The organism is Micromonospora sp. S-DT3-3-22 (assembly GCF_015354745.1).
Taxonomy (GTDB): domain Bacteria; phylum Actinomycetota; class Actinomycetes; order Mycobacteriales; family Micromonosporaceae; genus Micromonospora; species Micromonospora wenchangensis.
Genome location: NZ_JACGMO010000084.1, coordinates 1 through 15401 on the forward strand (window position 1 = coordinate 1; position 15401 = coordinate 15401).

A 15401-nucleotide genomic window follows, 5' to 3' on the forward strand; every position below is an offset into this window, starting at 1 on the left:
GCCGTGGCGTCCGCCGCCGGCCCGGACCCGGCCGGCCCACCCCCGGGCGGTACGGCGGGCCCGCCCGGGTCGGGCGGCCCGTACGCGGCGGAGCCGGCGTGATCCGGGTGCTGCTGGTCGACGACCAGCACCTCATCCGCGCGGGCCTGCGCATGCTCTGTGACGCGCAGCCGGACATCACGGTGGTCGGGGAGGCCGACAACGGCCGCGACGCGGTCACCCTGGCCGCCCGGCTCGTCCCCGACGTGGTGGTGATGGACCTGCGGATGCCCGGCGTCGACGGGATCACCGCGACCGGCCGCATCCTCGCCGACCGGCCGGCGACCCGGGTGCTGGTGCTGACCACGTTCGGCGACGACGACCACCTCTATCCCGCGCTCACCGCCGGGGCCTGCGGATTCCTGCTCAAGGACGCCCCGCCCGGCGACCTGGTCGACGGGGTGCGCCGGGCCGCCGCCGGGGGCAGCCCGTTCAGTGAGGAGGTGTTGCAGCGGCTGGTCCGGCGGGCGGTGCACGCCCGCGCCGAGCCGCCCCGACCGGTGGCCGGGCTGACCGCCCGCGAGCAGGACGTGCTCGCCCTGGTGGCCGAGGGGCTGTCGAACACCGAGATCGCCGACCGGCTGCACATCGGCGTCACCACGGTCAAGACCCACATCACCAGCCTGATGACCAAGACGGACAGCCCGAACCGGGTACGCCTGGCCCTGTTCGCCCGGGGCGGCTGACCGCGCCCACCGGGGGACGGCTGACCGCGCCGCCCGCCTGGGGCCGCTGTCGGTCGGCCCGGCTATCCTGCGCGACGCCGGGGCGTCCCCGGCGGGGGCTCGGGTGGGAGGTCGGGTGACGGTCGGGGAGTCGGACTCGGTGGCGTTCCAGGTAGCCGTCCGCGCGGTGGCGCAGGAGACGGGCGCGGGCCGGATCGTCGCCCTGCGTGGCCTCGGTGAGCTGGTGGCCGGCTGCCCCGGGCTGCGGCCCCGGGCGGTCGCGGCGCTCGCCGACGGGCTGCGGGCACCGGTGGGGGCCGACGGGTGGGACCCCGACGCCCGGCGGGAGGCGGGCCGGGTGCTGGCCACGCTGCTGAGCCCGGCGGCGGAGGACCCGGCCGGGCCGGCGACCCCGACCGCCGATCCGGAGCCGCCGCCCGCCGTCGACCTCGACCTGCGGGCGGCCACCCTGGTGGACCTCGACCTCGGTGGCGCGGTGCTGGGTGCGGCCCGGTTCGCCGACGCCCGGTTCCTCGGGAACACCTCGTTCGCCGACGTCCGGTTCACCGGCGACGCCGACTTCGCCCGCACCGTCTGGCCCGGCCCGGCCCGGTTCACCCGGGCCCGGTTCCTCGGCCATGCCACATTCGGTCGGGCCCGGTTCCGCGCCGACGCCGACTTCACCGGGGCCCGGTTCGCCGCGTTCGCCTGGTTCGGCCGGGGCGAGGACGAGCTGTGGGAGGACGACCCGGCCTGGGAGACCATCGAGGAGATCTCGCCGGCCCCCTGGGACGAGCCGAACGAGGACGACCCGCACTGGCCCGTCGCCGTGCTGATGGGTGACTACCAGGAGTGGAGTGAGGGCGGCGACGGCGCCCGGTTCGTCGGGCCGGTGTCGTTCCGGCAGGTCCGCTTCGCCGGTCCGGCCTGGTTCTTCAAGGCGCGGTTCGGGGCCGCCGTGACGTTCCGACAGGCCCGGTTCGCCGGGCCGGTCCACCTCGACCAGCCCACCGTGGACCTCACCGGCGCGACCTGGGCCGGTAGGGCCGACGACGGCCCGGTGTGCTGGCCGCTCGGCTGGACGCCGGCACCGGCCGGGCCGGACGGGGCGGAGCTGGTGCCCGACGACGCCGTCCACCCGTACGCGGGTCAGCTCGCCGACGCCGACCCGGACGTGCGCCGGGCCGGGCTGGCGGTCCTCGCCGACCTCGGTGACGCCCGGCCGGAGCTGCGGCAGCGGGTGGTGGACGCGGTCTGCGGCTACCTGCGTACGCCGTTGTCGTTCGACCTGGCCGGGCCCCGCACCGGCGGGCAGGCCGCCGAGCTGGAACTGCGGCGTACCGCGCAGCGGATGCTCGCGGCGCGGCTGCGTCCGTCGACGCACGCCCCGGGCGGGCCGCCGCACTGGGCGGGAACGGACCTCATGCTCTGCGGGGCCACCCTGGTCGACCTCGACCTCGGCGGTTGCCACGTCGGCTACGCCGATTTCACCGGCGCCCAGTTCCACGGCGGCACCGGGTTCGCGGGGAGCGTCTTCACCGGGGCGGCCTTCCGGCTCGGCGGCGACGGGCGGGCGACGTTCCACGGTCCGGTCAGCTTCGCCGGGGCACGGCTCGACCACCGGCGGAGTGTGCGCGAGATCCTCGGCGAGATGGCGGGTCACGCCGGGATGGTGATCGACGAGGCGGCGTCACCCGAGGGGTGAACGCCGCCGCGCGGCCCGGTGCGCGTCGGGCGGGTGTCGCGCGGTCCCGCCACCGGCCGCGTCGTCCCGGCCGGGCACGGTCAGCCGGTCACCCGGGCGACGAACGCGGCGACGTTCGCCGTCAGCCGCTGGACCTTCTCCGCCGTGGTGAGCGATTCCTGCATCCGGGCGCCGGGGCCGGCGTCCTTGCGTCCGCGGACGTAGAGCGGGCAGGCGAGGTCGGTGCAGAGGTAGGTGCCCACCGAGTTGCCCTGCTGCCCGGCCCTGCCGGCCCTCGGCGCGACCATCAGGCTGACGCCGCCGGCGGGGGTGGTCAGGCAGATGGCGCACATGCCGCGCGGCGGCTGCCGGGTGGTCGGGGTGGGGCAGCGCAGCACCAGGGCGGTCCGCCGGCCGTCGACCTCGGTGACCAGGTAGGCGCGGTCGGGGGCGCGGGGGTCCCGCCAGCCGAGGTAGTCCAGGTCGGGCCAGGGGCGGTCGGCCAGGTCGCGGGGGACGTACAGCCGCTTGCTCTCGCCCTTGGTGCAGTTGACGAACGCGGAACGGATCTCCTGCTCGGTCAGTGGCTCCATGACGGCCACGGTAATTTGCCTAAAACCTTTAGGCAAACCCATAATGAGTTATGGCACGTGCGGGCTTGACCACCGACCGTCTCACCCGGGCCGGCGCGGAGCTGGCCGACGAGGTCGGGTTCGACCAGGTGACCCTCTCCGCGCTCGCCCGGCGCTTCGACGTGCAGGTCGCGAGCCTCTACGCGCACGTGCGCAACTCCGCCGACCTGCGCACCCGGATCGCCCTGCTCGCCCTCGACGAGCTGGCCGTCCGCGCCGCCGACGCCCTCGCCGGCCGCGCCGGCCGGGACGCGCTGGCCGCCCTCGGCGGCGTCTACCGCGACTACGCCCGCGAGCATCCGGGCCGGTGGGCCGCCGCCCAGCTCAGGCTCGACCCGGCCGCGGCCGCCGCCAGCGCCGGGAGGCGGCACGCCGAGCTGACCCGGGCCATCCTGCGCGGCTACGACCTGCACGAACCTGACCAGACCCACGCGGTCCGGCTGCTCGGCAGCGTCTTCAACGGCTACGTCAACCTCGAACTGGGCGGCGGGTTCGACCACAGCGCCCCCGACACCGGGCAGACCTGGACCCGGGTCCTCGACGCCCTCGACGCTTTGCTGCGCCACTGGCCGGCGCCCTGAAGCGGCCCCGGTGGGCGCTACCGCAGCACCCGGAAGACCCGTACGCCGATCCCGATCGCGCCGATGACCAGCAGGCCGCCCAGCAGCTGGAGCCCGGGGGAGTCGTCGGACTCGCCGAGCACGACACCGGCCGCCCCGGCGGCCAGAAGCACGGCGGCGGCGGGGGCGAGCAGGTACCTCACGGCGTCGGCTCCCCGTCGTCGACGAATTCGAGCAGGTCGCCCGGTTGGCAGTCGAGCACCCGGCAGATCGCCTCCAGGGTGCTGAACCGCACCGCCTTGGCCCGGCCGTTCTTCAGCACGGCCACGTTCGCCGGGGTCAGCCCGACCCGCTCGGCGAACTCGCCGACGCTCATCTTGCGTTTGGCCAGCTCGACGTCGATGCGTACGACGATGGGCATCAGATCACCGCTTCCATGTCGGAGCGCAGCGTGGTGGCCTGGCGCAGCAGCGCCCGCATCACCACCATCAGCAGTCCGAGCACGGTGACCCCGACGGACAGCAGGAACAGCAGCATCGGCAGGCCGGGGTCGTCGGCGTGGAACCCGACGTAGCCGAAGACGCCCACCAGCGTCAGCCACCCGGCGGCGATCGCCCAGACGATGGCGTCCACCCAGACCAGCGCGGGTTCGCTGAAGATCCGGTCGTCGCGGACCAGGGTGAGCAGCCGCCAGGTGGCGACGATCACCACCTGGACGCAGAGCACCCAGAACACCGTCACGGCGGTGGCCGGCCAGCGCAGGTACGCCTGCTCGGGCGACTCCCGGGCCAGGTGGGCGAACTGGCCGGGCAGCGACATGGTCTGGAACAGCACGAGCACCGCGAACAGGACCACGAGAAAGACTCTGAGGGCGGTGACCGCCCAGCGTGCCGTCGTCATGTATCGACTATCGCTCGCAACCTATCGAAAGTCAATCGGTCACCGGCCACTCGTGGACCGGCCGGTTGCTGTGCATCAGCTCGACGTACTGCCGGACCACCTCGCGCAACGCCTCCGGCCGGTCGAGGTGGTCGGCCGACTCCAGCCGGTGCAACGTCGCCACCTGCCAGCTCGCGCCGTTACGCCCGGTCAGGCAGCGCTGCTCGATGATGCCCAGCAGCCGGTCACGTTCGGCCGGGTCCACCCCCCACCGGTCCAACCCCTGGTGGGCCAACGGCAGCAACCGGCGCAGCACCAGCTCGGTCGCCGGCAGGTAGCCCAGCCCCGGCCAGTACACCTGCGCGTCGATGCCGTGCCGGGCCCCGCTGGTGAAGTTCTCCTCCGCCGCGCTGAACGACATCTGCGACCACAGTGGCCGGTCCGACTCGGCCAGCGCCCGGACCAGCCCGAAATAGAACGCGCCGTTGGCGATCGTGTCCACCACCGTCGGCCCGGCCGGCAGCACCCGGTTCTCCACCCGCAGGTGCGGGCGGCCCTTCCACACGTCGTACACCGGGCGGTTCCAGCGGTAGATGGTGCCGTTGTGCAACCGCAGCTCGGCCAGCCTCGGCACGTCACCGGCGGCCAGCGTCTCGGCCGGGTCCTCCGGGTCGCACACCGGCAGCAGCGCCGGGAAGTAGCGCACGTTCTCCTCGAACAGGTCGAACACGCTGGTGATCCAGCGTTCCCCGAACCAGACCCGTGGGCGTACCCCCTGGGCCTTGATCTCCTCGGAGCGGGTGTCGGTGGCCTGCTGGAACAGCGGGACCCGGGTCTCGCGCCACAGCTCCCGGCCGAAGAACAGCGGCGAGTTCGCGCCCAGCGCGAGCTGGACCCCGGCGATCGCCTGGGCGGCGTTCCAGTAGCCGGCGAAGTCGGCCGGGCTGACCTGGAGGTGGAACTGGGTGCTGGTGCAGGCCGCTTCCGGGGTGATGGTGTCGGCCGTGGTGGCCAGCCGCTCCACCCCGCTGATCGAGATCCGCAGGTCCTCGCCCCGGGCGGCGAAGATCTGCTCGTTGAGCAGCGCATAGCGCGGATTCGCCGACAGCGCCCCGGCGGTCAGGTGCCCCGGCTCCAGGGTGGGCAGGATACCGATCATCACCATGTGGGCGTCGACCGTGCGGGCCTTCTCCTCCGCGGCGTTCAGGCTGGCCCGCACGTGCTGCTCGAACTCGGCCGTGCCGGTGCCGACGAGCCGCCGGGGCGCGACATTGATCTCCACGTTGAACTGGCCCAGCTCGGTCTGGAAACTGGGATCGGCGACGGCGGCGAGCACGTCGGCGTTGCGCATCGTCGGCCGCGAGTCGTCGTCGACCAGGTTCAGCTCGATCTCCAGGCCGGTCATCGGCCGCTCCACGTCGAACCGGGACTCCCGCAGCATCTCGGCGAAGACGTCCAGACACCGGCGGACCTTCTCCCGGTAGCGGGCCCGGTCCTCCCGACTGAACGTGCGCGCCCCGACTTCCTCGCCCATGGTCACCGCCCTGTCACCGTTGGTCCCGACAAACCTCGCACGTCCCGGGCGAACCGGGAAGACCCGAAGGACCCCTTACGTACCCACCGGCGACCCGGGTGATCCCCGTCGCCCGCCGCCCGTCGCGGGCCGGAAGGCGACGGCGGCTGGATAGCATGGCGCGATGCGCGAGAAGACGACCCGGCTGTTCGTGGCGGCGGCGATCGCCGAGGCCTGCTCCTGGCTGGCCCTGCTGGTCGGCATGGCGGTCAAGTACGGCCCGCCGGGCAACGAGATCGGCGTGCAGGTCTTCGGGCCGATCCACGGCGCGCTCTTCGTCGCGTACGGCATCCTGGTGCTCGCCGTGGCCCGGCTGCACCGGTGGTCGCTCGGGGTGACCTTCGTGGCGCTGGTCTGCGCGGTGCCGCCGTTCGCCACCCTGCTCTTCGAACGCTGGGCCGCCCGCCGGGGCCTGCTGCGGACCACCGCGCCGCAGCGCCCGCTGACCCCGGTCGGCTGACCGCCCCGGGCCACCCGTCGCCGCCTGCTGCCGCCCAGGCCCCTGCCGTGCGGGCCCCGGCCCGTCGGGGCGGGCGCGGGCCGGTCGGGTGACGTCAGGTGAGCACCACGGCGGCGGCGACCAGCAGCACCAGCACCGCGCCCAGCACCGCCTGGATCAGCAGCGGCGGGCCGAGGTGGCTCCACACCGTGGCGGTACGCGGGGTGAGCAACTGCCCGGTGGTCAGGTTGACGATCCGCTCGATGCGCGGCGGCAGGTCGACGTCCTGCGGGCTCAGCGTGAGCTGCACCCAGTCGGACGGGTGCACCGCGCTCTGCGCCAGGTGCCCGTGCAGCTCCACCTCGTAGAGCTGGCCCTTGTCGTCGCGCAGCCGGACCGGGGTGACCAGGAACTCCGGCCCCTTCTTGAGGTCCTTCCACTTGCGGCGGCTGCCGCCGCCGGCCTGCGAGAGCGCCGTGCGCACCAGCATCACCAGCAGGCCCGCCACGCTCGCCGCGGTCAGCACCGCGACCAGCACCGGCTGGCCGATCCTCACCTCGCGGGTGTAGCCGTCCATGAACCGGACCACCCGCCCGGTGAATATCCGCTGCGTCGGGCGTATCACCCGATTACGGAGATCGCTGTCCATGTTCACCACCGAGAGTCCGGTTCCGTTCACTGATGGTATCCGTCTTCCGGGTCGAATGACATGAATGAACCGGGGGTCACGCCACCCGGACCGGTCGAGGTGACATCCCGGGCGGCGCGGGTAAGCGGGCGGCCGAGCCGGAAAGGGGTCGAGCATGCAGCTGTCCTTCCTGCACCCGCTCTACGAGCGTCCCGGGCCGTGGTGCTCGGTCTACCTGGACGCCTCCCGGGACACCCAGGACGCGCGTCCGGCGCTGGACCTGCGCTGGCGGGCCCTGGCCGAGCAGCTCGCCGCCGACGGCGCGGACGAGCCGACCATCGCGGCGCTGGACCGGGTGGTCCGCGGCCACGACCCGCTGCCGGGCGACTACGGACTCGCCGCGTTCGCCAACCGGGGTCGGGTGGTGCTCTCCGAGTACCTCGCCGCGCCGCCCCTACGTGACCTGGCCGCGTACGCCCCACTGCCGCACGTCATGCCGTTGCTCGCGCAGCGCGGGGAACAGGTCGCCTGGGTCCGGGTGCTCGCCGACCGCACCGGCGCGGACGCCGTCGCGGTCAGCGCCGGCGGGGTGCCCCGACGGGCCCACGTCACCGGCCGGCAGAGCTACCCGCTGCGCCGGGTGCAACCCGGCGGCTGGTCCCAGTCCCGCTACCAGCGGGCCGCGACGGAGGCCTGGCACCACAACGCCGGGGACGCCGGCGCAGCCACCGCCGAACTGGCCGAGCGGGTCGGCGCGGACGTGGTGGTGGTCGCCGGCGACGTCCGGGCCACCGGGATGATCGCCGCCCAACTGCCGCGCCGCTGGCAGGACGTGGTGGTCCGCACCGACGCCGGCTCCCGGGCCGGCGGCGCCGACCCGGCCGCGATGGACGACGTCACCGTGCAGACCATCGCCGAGGCCGCCGACCAGCACGTCACCGCCGCGCTGGACCGGTTCGGCACCCAGGAGGACGTGGGCGTCGGACTGGACGCCGTGGTGGCCGCCCTGCAACGCAACCAGGTCGACACCATGCTGCTGGTCGACGACCCGTCGGCCGTCGGCGAGCTGTGGATCGGCCCCCGGGCCACCGACATCGCCACCGCGCCCGACCAGCTCGCCGCCGTGTCCGACCCGCAACGGGTCCGGGCCGACGCGGCCCTGGTCCGGGCCCTGGTCGGCACCGACGCCGACCTGACCGTCCTCGGGCCGGACGAGGCCCCCGAGCTGGCCGACGGCGTCGGCGCGGTGCTGCGCTACGTCGACCCGGCCACCCCGGGACGCGACCATGGCTGACCGCACCGTCGCGCACCTGGTGGTGGACCGGTTGCGGGCCTGGCGGGTGCCCCGCGCCTTCGGCTGCCCGGGGGAGGCGATCGCCCCGGTGGTCGGGGCCCTGGACGCCGCGGGCGGGGACCCGGAGTTCGTCCCCGCCCGGCACGAGGAGAGCGCCGCCTTCATGGCCACCGGACACGCCAAGTTCACCGGCGGCATCGGGGTCTGCCTGGCCACCCAGGGCCCCAGCGCGGTGCACCTGCTCAACGGCCTGTACGACGCGAAGCTGGACAGCAAACCGGTGGTGGCGATCGTCGGTGAGGACGTCACCGGGCCGCTCGGCGAGGTGCACGAGGAGATCGGGCTGAGCCGGCTCTTCGGCGACGTGTGCCACCAGTTCGTCCGCTACGGGCGTACCCCGGAGCAGGTGCCGGCCCTGCTCGACCAGGCGTTCCGGACCGCCGCGGCGACCCGCAGCCCGACCTGCGTGGTGCTGCCCCGGGCGTTGCAGGAGGCCGCCGTGCCGCAGCTGCAACCGCACACCGCCGGGGTGCTCACCGCGACGCCCGGCGAGCCGCTGGCCCGGGTGCTGCCGCACCAGGCCGACCTGGACGCCGCCGCGGCGCTGCTCACCGTCGGGCAGCGGGTGGCGATCCTGGTCGGGCAGGGCGGCCGGGGCGCGGCGGAACAGATCGTGGCGCTGGCCGACCGGCTCGGCGCCGGGGTGGCCACCTCGCTGCTGGGCAAGCCGGTGCTCGACGAACGGCTGCCGTTCCACACCGGGGTGCTCGGCGAGGTCGGCACCACGGCCGCCGCGCAGCTCATGGGCGGCGCGGACACCCTGCTGCTGGTAGGCACCAACGACCCGTGGACCGACTACTTCCCGATGCCCGGCCAGACCCGCACCATCCAGATCGACATCGACGGGCGACGGATCGGCACCCGGTACCCGGTGGACGTGCCCCTGGTCGGCGACGCCACCGAGACCCTGCGCGCGCTGCTGGGCCAGGTCGCCGACCGCCCCGACCGGCACTGGCGGGCCACCGTGGAGGGTGCCGTCGACCGGTGGCGAACGGAGGCCGCCGCGCACGCCGCCGCGCCGGCCGAACCGGTCAACCCGCAACTGGTCCTGCGGGAACTGTCCGCCCGGCTGCCGCACACCGGGTCGGTCGCCGTCGACGTCGGCTCGGTGCTCTCCTGGTACGCCCGCCACCTGGTGCTGCCACCCGGGGTCGACGCACAGCTCTGCGGCGCCCTCGGCTCGCTCGGCTGCGCCCTGCCCTACGCGTTCGCGGCGAAGCTGGCCCGCCCGGACACCCCGGTGCTCGCCCTGCTCGGCGACGCGGCGATGCAGCTCAACGGCCTCGCCGAGCTGATCACCGTGGCCCACCGCTGGCAGGACTGGGCCGACCCCCGGCTGGTGGTGCTGGTGCTCAACAACCGGGACCACTCCGGGCTCGGCGACGGCCGCTGGCAGCCGGGCGTGCCCGGTCGCCGGGCCGACGTGCCGTACGCCGGCTGGGCCCGGCTACTCGGCCTGCACGGCGTCCGGGTGGACCGGCCGGAACTGGTCGGCGCGGCCTGGGACGAGGCGCTCGCCGCCGACCGGCCGTGCGTGCTGGAGGCGGTGGTGGACCCGACGGTGTCGCCCGGCGCTCCGGAGCCCTCCCTGGCCGACCTGCGGGGTCTGTTCGCCGACGGCGACGCCACCCGACGCATCCGGGACCGGATGATGGCGGCCGAGCGGCAGGTCGTCGAGGCGGAGGATCTCGTCTAGCCCCCGGCCCCCGGCATCCCTGACCCCACCAGTCACCGGGGAGGCGCGACGTCCTTCCCACCGACCGCCGTTAGTCCGGATGTGCGCCGCCCGGTCACCCCGAAACCCCGCCCGGCCCGCCCGGACCGGGCTGGGCGGTCGCCGACCGGGGTGCACCGGTAGGGCGTACCGGCGGGCGGGTCGGGGATTGCGCCCGTCGGGACGCGATGCCCCGTTTAGACCCCGAAGGGGCGGGAAGCCGGGCCGCGTGGTGAGCGAACGAGGCGGGGTGGAGCCGGTGCGGACGGCACCGGCCGGGCCGACGGCCCGGGGCGCCGGACTGGCCGGCGACCGGGTCGTCACGGCCGGCAGCACCGCACGGGTGCTGGTGGCCGCCGCCGCCCGCGCGCTGCGCGGGGTGGACTGCGCCGACCTGGGACACCCGACGTCCGCGTCCCGGTTCGCCGTCGCGCGCAACGCCGGCCGGGTGGCGCTCACCGCCGCCCAGGCCGGCGAGGTGGACGGGGAACGGGTGGCCGGCTGGATCGTCGACCAGTACCCCCGGGAGCGGTACCCGGCGGTGGTGCTGGGCGCGCCGCACGCCGCCGCCGTGCACCTCGCCGTGGCGCTCGGGGTGCCCTGGCTGCCCACCGGCTTCGAGATGACCGCCCACTGGACGCACGGCGCCGTGGACCGTCCCGCCGCCGCGCTCGACCAGGGGGCCGCGTTCGCCGCCCGGGTCCTCGCCGGCAACTCCGGCCTGCACCTGCGCCAGGTGCACTGCCCGGCGAGCCGGGGCGCGCTGGCCGGCGCGGCGATCAGCCTGGTGGCCCGCTGGCGGGCGCTGCCGGTGGCGTACGCCCGGTTCCTGGCCGACCGGCTGACCCACCGGGCGGCGGTGCTGCTGGTCGACGACGTACGCCGGTGGCCGGTGTCGGACTCCGGGCAGGGGCACAGCTTCCAGCTCGGCTGCCCGGCCAGCGGCCTGCGACCGGTGGACTTCCACCCGGACTCGCCCGCCCTGCGTCAGGTGCTGCGGGCCGCCGGCGCGACCGGGGACGGGTGGGAACCGCCGGCGGTCACCGCCGCCGGGGAGTCCGCCGAACACGGGGTGGAGCCGGGGTTCGCCCGCGCGCTGGGGCACTGGGCCGACGGTCGGGGCCACGAGCTGCGGCAGGTGCGGGTGCCGCACCCGGGGGCGCTCAGCGCGGCCACCGCCGACCTGTACCGGCGGTGGCTGCGCCGGGCCGGCAAGACGGGCGACCGGCTGGTGGTCGAGTGCGGCCGGGTGTTCGATCCGTGGCAGGTGGTGCGGGCGGGGCTGGTGCCGTACTGGTGCGAGAACGCGACAAGGCGCAGCGTCGAGGAGGTGGAGTGGTGGCTCGCCGGCAGCGAGCCGTTCAGCTCGGTGGACGTGCTGCCCGAGTCGCCGGGGCTGCGCTCACCGGCGGTGGCGGGGCTGCCGCAGTGGCTGGCGGTGGCGGCGTTCGGTCGTCGTCGGCGGGCCCTGGACCGTACCGCCGCCCGGGGCTACCCGGTGGCGTCGGTGGCCACCCGGCGGGCCACCGAGGTGTTGCGCGGGCAGCCGTACGACCTGCCGACGCCGCCGCCGCTGAGCGTCGGTGACGCGCTGGCCGGGCTCCGCGAAGCGGGCGCGCCGCTGGGGCTCGCCGTGTCCTGACCGTCCCCGGTCCCACGGCGCGGCCGGGCCGGAGACGGCCGGCCGGTAGCCCGGAAAGGGGACGCCGGGGGTGTCCGCGCCGCCCGGCCGGACCCGGCACACCGAAACATCCTCGCGAACCCGGGGACGCGTGATTGAGTACCTGGGGAGCGGGAAGACCGCTCGCCGCGACGGTCCGCCGCGTGGCGGCCGGTCGTCGCCCGCGCGTGTCCGGTGATCCCGGCGCGGCACGTGAAACCCCACTTCCGACCCGGTGCGTGGTGCCACCACGCGCCGAACCGGCCCGATCCGGGCGGGGGACCTTCCTGAGGGAGGCGCGGATGTTCGGACAGACCACCACGACCACACCACCTCCGACCGACCGGGGGCTGGAGGACCTGGACGCCGCCGCGTTGGCGTACGCCGCGCGGATCGCCGGCCTGCCACCGGAGCGCCGGGGGGAGGCCCGCGAGGACCTGGTCCGGTTCGCCCTGCCGTTCGCCGGCCGGCTGGCCCGCCGCTACCGGGGGCGGGGTGAACCGTTGGAGGACCTGGAGCAGGTGGCCCGGCTCGGGCTGGTCAACGCCGTCGACCGGTACGACCCCGAGCGGGGTTCCTTCACCGCGTACGCCGCGATCACCATCGTCGGTGAGATCAAGCGGCACTTCCGGGACCGCACCTGGGGGGTGCACGTGCCCCGCCGGCTGCGGGACCTGATCCTGGAGGTCGGGCAGGCCACCTCGGCGTTGACCAGTGAGCTGTCCCGGGCGCCGAGCGTGGCCGAGCTGGCGGCCCGGCTGGAGACGCCGGAGGAGGAGATCCTCGCCGCCCTGGAGTCGGCGGCCGGCTACAGCCCCGCCTCGCTCAACGCGCCGGTCGGCGGGGAGAGTTCCGCCGAGTTCGGTGACCTGGTCGGTGAGTCGGACAACGCGTTGGAGTCGGTGGACGACCGGGTGACGGTCAGCGGGCTGCTGCACCGGCTGCCCTGGCGGGAGCGGCGCATCCTGGCGATGCGCTTCTACGGCAACCAGACCCAGGCGGAGATCGCCGCCCGGTTCGGCATCTCCCAGATGCACGTGTCCCGGCTGCTGTCGCGGGCGTTGACCTGGCTGCGTCAGGCGATGCTCGCCGACACCCCGCCGCCGTGGCAGAACGGCACCGCCGAGGCGGAGACCGGCCGGAACCGGATCGCGGTCAAACGCACCCCGGAGCGGACGGTGGTCGAGGTCGGGGGCGAGATCGACCGCGACGGCGCGGACCAGCTGCGCCGGATGATGCTGGAGGCGGTCGCCGGGCAGCCCCGCGAACTGGTGGTGGACCTGGACGGCGCGGGCGGGGTGGACGCCGGGGGCATCGCCGCGCTGGTGGCCGGCCGGGACGCCGCCGTCCGCACCGGGGTGCCGCTGCGGCTGACCCGGGTCCAGCCGGCGGTGCGCCGTTCGCTGGCCGCTGCCGGCCTGCCCGCCACCGTGGACGCCTGAAACCCGCCCCGCCGGGGCGCGACGAGCCGGGGCCGGCACCCTGCACAGGGTGTGCCGGCCCCGACGGTCGTCGGTCAGTGCCGTCCGGGGTCGTCGTCCGGGCCGTGCGGGTGCCGCCACCGCTGCGGGGTGCCGGGGTCCGGGTCGTCGGGCCGGTCGTCCTCGGGGGCGTCGGAGTGCGCGAAGCCGGGGCGGCGGACGTCCTCCGGTTCGGGCACCACCACCGGGCGGGCGCCGGACTGCGGCGCGGGCTGGTACGCCACCGCGTCCCGGGCCCCGTGCGCGCCCTCGGCCGCCGGTGACTCGGGGATGTGCCGCTCGTGGTGCAGCTCGTCGTGCAGCTCCTGCGGCGGGCGGGTGGTGCGTTGCGGCAGGTCCCGGCCGAGGTCGGCGACGAGCGGGCCGTACTTGGCGTCGAAGGCGGGGCGCTCGGAGCGGATCCGGGGCATCCGGTCGAAGTTGCGCAGCGGCGGTGGGCAGGTGGTGGCCCATTCGAGGGAGTTGCCGAACCCCCACGGGTCGTCGACGGTCACCAGCGCCCCGTACCGCCAGGACTTCCAGACGTTGTAGAGGAAGAACAGGGTGGACGCGCCGAGCACGAACGAGCCGACCGTGGAGATCATGTTGAGTGTGGTGAAGCCGTCGCTGGGCAGGTAGTCGGCGTACCGGCGGGGCATGCCCTCGTCGCCCAGCCAGTGCTGGACGAGGAAGGTGGCGTGGAAGCCGACGAACATGGTCCAGAAGTGCAGCTTGCCGAGCCGTTCGTCGAGCAGCCGGCCGGTCATCTTGGGGAACCAGAAGTAGACCCCGCCGAACGCGGCGAACACGATGGTGCCGAACAGCACGTAGTGGAAGTGCGCCACCACGAAGTACGAGTCGGTGACGTGGAAGTCCACCGGCGGGCTGGCCAGCAGCACCCCGGTGAGGCCGCCGAGCAGGAAGGTCACCAGGAAGCCGATGGCGAACAGCATCGGTGTCTCGAAGGTGAGCTGCCCCTTCCACATGGTGCCGATCCAGTTGAAGAACTTCACCCCGGTGGGCACCGCGATCAGGTAGCTGAGGAAGCTGAAGAACGGCAGCAGCACCTGGCCGGTGGCGAACATGTGGTGCGCCCACACGGTCATCGACAGCACGGTGATCGCGACCGTGGCCAGCACCAGCCCGGTGTAGCCGAAGATCGGCTTGCGGCTGAAGACCGGGATGATCTCGGTGATGATGCCGAAGAACGGCAGCGCGACGATGTAGACCTCGGGATGGCCGAAGAACCAGAAGAGGTGCTGCCACAGCATCGGCCCGCCGGTCGCCGCGTCGTACACGTGCGCGTCGAGCAGCCGGTCCGCCCCCAGCGCCAGCAGCGCGGCGGCCAGCAGCGGGAAGACCAGGATCACCAGGACGGCGGTGAGCAGCATGTTCCATGTGAAGATCGGCATCCGGAACATGGTCATGCCGGGCGCGCGCAGGGTCAGCGTGGTGGTGATCAGGTTGACCGCGCCCAGGATGGTGCCCAGACCGGAGACGACCAGGCCGACCACCCACAGGTTCGCGCCGATGCCGGGGGAGTTCGTCGCGTCGCTGAGCGGGTTGTACGCGGTCCAGCCGAAGTCGGCGGCGCCGCCGGGGGTGAGGTAGCCGCCGACGACCATGGTCCCGCCGAACAGGTACAGCCAGTACGCGAACGCGTTGAGCCGGGGGAACGCCACGTCCGGGGCGCCGATCTGCAACGGGACGATGTAGTTGCCGAAGGCGAACACCAGCGGGGTGGCGAAGAGCAGCAGCATGATCGTGCCGTGCATGGTGAACGCCTGGTTGTACTGCTCGGGGGAGAGGAACTGCATCCCGGGCCGGGCCAGCTCGGCCCGGATGAGCAGGGCCAGCACCCCACCGATCAGGAAGAACACGAACGACGTGGCCAGGTAGAGCAGACCGATCTGCTTGGCGTCGGTGGTGCCGAGCAGCCGTAGCAGCTTGTTGCCGGGCAGCGCCGGGCGGACCGGCCCGGGAAAGCCGCCGAACCGGGCCGGGGCGAGGATGGCCGGCCCCCGGTCTCGTGCGGGCTCCGTGGTTACCCGTCTGGGCATGGCTCTCTCACCCCGTCGTGACGACAGAAAGGACGGGCGCGACTACCCGCCCTC

15 protein-coding genes are annotated in these 15401 nt (G+C 74.5%); 8 read left to right on the forward strand and 7 right to left on the reverse strand.

The window, feature by feature from the left end; genetic code table 11:
- Positions 1–98 precede the first annotated feature (98 nt).
- Positions 99–725 carry a response regulator transcription factor gene (locus H1A17_RS22485; protein ID WP_145920352.1) on the forward strand — a complete coding sequence of 209 codons (627 nt, stop codon included), beginning with the start codon at positions 99–101 and terminating at the stop codon, positions 723–725.
- 115 nt (positions 726–840) lie between these two features.
- Complete coding sequence (locus H1A17_RS22490) at positions 841–2409, forward strand: pentapeptide repeat-containing protein (RefSeq protein ID WP_145920351.1); 1569 nt, start codon at positions 841–843, stop codon at positions 2407–2409.
- Positions 2410–2489: 80 nt separating this feature from the next.
- Here H1A17_RS22490 and H1A17_RS22495 read toward each other — a convergent pair whose 3' ends face one another.
- Positions 2490–2981 carry an FBP domain-containing protein gene (locus H1A17_RS22495; protein WP_145920350.1) on the reverse strand — a complete coding sequence of 164 codons (492 nt, stop codon included), beginning with the start codon at positions 2979–2981 and terminating at the stop codon, positions 2490–2492.
- Between the two features lie 65 nt (positions 2982–3046).
- On the opposite strand from H1A17_RS22495, the gene H1A17_RS22500 reads away from it, so the two are divergent.
- Positions 3047–3601 carry a TetR/AcrR family transcriptional regulator gene (locus H1A17_RS22500; RefSeq protein ID WP_228544046.1) on the forward strand — a complete coding sequence of 185 codons (555 nt, stop codon included), beginning with the start codon at positions 3047–3049 and terminating at the stop codon, positions 3599–3601.
- 17 nt (positions 3602–3618) lie between these two features.
- On the opposite strand, the gene H1A17_RS22505 is transcribed toward H1A17_RS22500, so the two are convergent.
- From H1A17_RS22505 to H1A17_RS22520, 4 genes are read right to left on the reverse strand one after another with little or no spacing between them, the layout of a single operon-like run.
- The gene (locus H1A17_RS22505) at positions 3619–3783 is read right to left on the reverse strand and encodes a hypothetical protein (protein ID WP_168222509.1); all 165 of its coding nucleotides are present in this window, start codon (positions 3781–3783) and stop codon (positions 3619–3621) included.
- Complete coding sequence (locus H1A17_RS22510) at positions 3780–4001, reverse strand: helix-turn-helix transcriptional regulator (protein WP_088645242.1); 222 nt, start codon at positions 3999–4001, stop codon at positions 3780–3782. Before H1A17_RS22510 ends, H1A17_RS22505 begins: the two co-directional genes overlap by 4 nt.
- Positions 4001–4480: a DUF2975 domain-containing protein gene (locus H1A17_RS22515; RefSeq protein WP_145920348.1), complete on the reverse strand. Its 480-nt coding sequence runs from the start codon at positions 4478–4480 to the stop codon at positions 4001–4003. The genes H1A17_RS22510 and H1A17_RS22515 overlap by 1 nt, the downstream gene beginning before the upstream one ends.
- Positions 4481–4511: 31 nt before the next feature.
- Entirely contained in the window at positions 4512–5993 is a 1482-nt protein-coding gene (locus H1A17_RS22520) for a glutamate--cysteine ligase (RefSeq protein WP_145920347.1), read from the reverse strand.
- 163 nt (positions 5994–6156) lie between these two features.
- Here H1A17_RS22520 and H1A17_RS22525 point away from each other — a divergent pair, with 163 nt between their 5' ends.
- Positions 6157–6492 (forward strand): DUF3817 domain-containing protein, encoded by a 336-nt coding sequence (locus tag H1A17_RS22525; RefSeq protein WP_145920346.1) that lies wholly within the window; start codon positions 6157–6159, stop codon positions 6490–6492.
- A 94-nt stretch (positions 6493–6586) separates the two neighbouring features.
- Here the strand turns inward: H1A17_RS22525 and H1A17_RS22530 are convergent, their stop codons facing one another.
- Entirely contained in the window at positions 6587–7129 is a 543-nt protein-coding gene (locus tag H1A17_RS22530; protein ID WP_194822840.1) for a hypothetical protein, read from the reverse strand.
- 145 nt (positions 7130–7274) lie between these two features.
- Here H1A17_RS22530 and H1A17_RS22535 point away from each other — a divergent pair, with 145 nt between their 5' ends.
- The 4 genes from H1A17_RS22535 (at position 7275) to H1A17_RS22550 (ending at position 13269) form a co-directional block, all read left to right on the forward strand.
- A complete protein-coding gene (locus tag H1A17_RS22535) occupies positions 7275–8393 on the forward strand; it encodes a Vms1/Ankzf1 family peptidyl-tRNA hydrolase (RefSeq protein WP_194822834.1) in 1119 nt (372 codons plus the stop codon).
- Positions 8386–10149, forward strand: coding sequence for a thiamine pyrophosphate-binding protein (locus tag H1A17_RS22540; protein WP_145920343.1), 1764 nt, complete (start codon positions 8386–8388; stop codon positions 10147–10149). The genes H1A17_RS22535 and H1A17_RS22540 overlap by 8 nt, the downstream gene beginning before the upstream one ends.
- Positions 10150–10396: 247 nt before the next feature.
- A complete protein-coding gene (locus tag H1A17_RS22545) occupies positions 10397–11809 on the forward strand; it encodes a hypothetical protein (RefSeq protein WP_375372828.1) in 1413 nt (470 codons plus the stop codon).
- 320 nt (positions 11810–12129) lie between these two features.
- On the forward strand, positions 12130–13269 hold the full coding sequence (locus H1A17_RS22550) for a SigB/SigF/SigG family RNA polymerase sigma factor (RefSeq protein WP_145920341.1): 1140 nt from the start codon (positions 12130–12132) through the stop codon (positions 13267–13269).
- Between the two features lie 74 nt (positions 13270–13343).
- Here H1A17_RS22550 and ctaD read toward each other — a convergent pair whose 3' ends face one another.
- Positions 13344–15347: a cytochrome c oxidase subunit I gene (gene ctaD / locus H1A17_RS22555; RefSeq protein WP_145920340.1), complete on the reverse strand. Its 2004-nt coding sequence runs from the start codon at positions 15345–15347 to the stop codon at positions 13344–13346.
- Positions 15348–15401 lie beyond the last annotated feature (54 nt).